Source organism: Bacillus sp. 05T31, from assembly GCF_056396725.1.
In genome coordinates this window covers 1-1,902 of sequence record NZ_JBFTMA010000787.1, presented here as the reverse complement: position 1 = coordinate 1,902, position 1,902 = coordinate 1, and the positions used below count along the sequence as shown (strand labels likewise).

General features: G+C 38.1%; 1 protein-coding gene. It reads right to left on the bottom strand.

The annotated features are described in order from the left end of the window. Nucleotides 1–1,721: aromatic amino acid hydroxylase (locus AC1DJR_RS28265; protein ID WP_477004073.1), on the bottom strand; the 1,721-nt coding region annotated here is incomplete at its 3' end. Nucleotides 1,722–1,902 lie beyond the last annotated feature (181 nt).

The following is a 1,902-nucleotide window of genomic DNA, read 5'->3' as shown; positions in this document are numbered from 1 at the left end:
ACCTGCAGTAACGCAAGACCATTGTTAATAAGACGTGTTACAGATTCTTCAGTTGTGAAAGTAGAAAGTTGTTGTAATAATGCTGCTGATGCTTCGTGTCCTTTATTATGTTGTAAAAGTAATTCTAAAATTTCAAGACGAAGCAACCATTCTTTCGGATAGAATGTATTTAACACTTCTTGAATGGCTATTAGTTGATCGACATGAGCGTCTTGTAATGTACCTTGATTACGAATGTCGCGAACTGTTTGATACATACGTTCAACCTCAGTTAATACAAGYGGAGCAGGAGTTTCATGTACTTCTTCATCCATCGGGAAAAATGCAGCCGCATCTGCCGCTCCTGGGAATACAGAAGTAATTGTTGAACCAACAGCCATATCAAAAGTTCCCCATGAAGGATCGAATAATAAACAATCTTTATGAGTAACTGTGCAACCTGCAAATGAGATAAGGACGATTTTTTTATCGTTCTTTACAATGTCTGTTACTGTTCCTTTTACATGGACTCCACTTGTGAAGGAAAGCTCGACGAGATTGTCAATTATAATGCCTAATGACTGTAGCTTTTCTTCTGTGCAATCTTCTAATGCGATATTACCATCTAGTAATCCGACCGGTGTACCAAATCCATCTTTGTGTACAGATGTAGAGTGATTCACCAATTGTTTATGATTAATTGCTAATGCAGTTGGTGTATTTGTTCTCATATAAATGACTTCACCAGTATCATTTTTAATTGTCTCTGTAAATGTACCGGTAATTTGTAATCCGCTACTTAGCTCAGTTGTAGCATGATTTTCGGAGCGAATTGCTTTTTCTAATCCTTCTGTGCCACCTGTTTTGAATGCCATCGTTTCAGAGAACTTCTCAAGTTCCGCAGTCAACTCTTCAAATGATTCACAAACAAATAGCTGTGGCTGCATTTTTGTCACGTCATAAGTTGTTCCTGTGCAAGCTTCAATTGAGAATGGAACTTTTTCTACAGCATCTGTTAAGCAATGCTTGCTTTCACCAACAGAAGAAAGGAGACCAGCACCGTAAATTTTTGGATCGTCTATATTTCCAATCAATCCGTATTCCACTGTCCACCAGAAAAGACGTGAAATTTGTTCTGCTTCTGATAAACCAGAAACTAAGTTTTGTTTTTCGATTACAGTATTTTCAGCAACTGCAACTTCTTCAGGTGTAGAAGTCGGGCTTTCTTTTACAATCGTTAATGTACGAACAGCTTCAAAAGCCTCATGTTCTTCTTTTGTTGAGAAAGCTTTCGCTCCAATTTGTCCAAAGCGCTTCACATATTTTGCATATGTAGAATCGAGTAAAATCGGTGCGTGTCCTGCTGCTTCATGAACGATATCAGGAGCCGGTGTATACTCGATATTTTCTACTTTACGAATATCTGTTGCGATTGGTAGTAATCCGTGCCCCTGAAAATCGAAGAATGCTACGCCGGGAATAAGTCCGTCAATCGTTACAGCTCCCCAGCCGCTTGGTGCTAAGCAGTCATTCATTTCTTCTACTTTTGGAATTGCATCTATATTAATACCAGATGATTGTAGTCCGTTAACATAGGATGGATGAGCAACATCTTTTAAAAAGCTATGGTTTTGTCTCATAATGTAACGCCAAACAGCGTGATTCACCGGCGTGTATTGATCATAATGCTGTGTAGATACGAATGGTTTTAAATGTGATGGAATTTCTGTTTTCTTTGTCATTTAGACATCCTCCTTTTTCTCTATAAAAATGAATACCTGTTTCGTATAGCTTGTACCACCTCCCTTTATAATTGTAAGCGCTTATAAAATTTTATCATAAGATTCGGAATTATTTAACATTTGTTTGTGTGAGAAATAGAAAAAGCCCCTATCGGAAGATCCGATAGGGGCGAAAGAATCG